1 protein-coding gene is annotated in these 294 nt (G+C 45.6%); it reads left to right on the plus strand.

Features of this window, described 5'->3' with window-relative positions:
• On the plus strand, nucleotides 1-294 hold a 294-nt coding region (locus AAEY83_RS13900; RefSeq protein WP_351059713.1), incomplete at both ends, for a YbfB/YjiJ family MFS transporter.

Below are 294 nucleotides of genomic sequence, written 5' to 3' on the forward strand. Positions count from 1 at the left end.
GTCATCCAACGCTTTAGTCACGCGCGCCGCTCTGTACTCTCAGCCTTACATTATGCTGGTATTGGGGTGGGGATTAGTGCCTCCGCTATCCTTACTTTATGGCTTTTGACGCTAGGCTATCATTTCGATGTCATTTGGCTAAGCGCTGGTATCAGCAGTTTACCGTTGTTATGGCTATTATTTGCTATAAGACCAAGCCCTTCGCACTCAACCGAATTACCGCGTGATTATCAACGCTCATCAATATTGCAGACTTATGTTAATTTTAAACGGTCGTTGTATGAAGCTGTGGCC

The organism is Psychrobacter sp. TB20-MNA-CIBAN-0197 (assembly GCF_040309765.1).
Classification (GTDB): domain Bacteria; phylum Pseudomonadota; class Gammaproteobacteria; order Pseudomonadales; family Moraxellaceae; genus Psychrobacter; species Psychrobacter submarinus.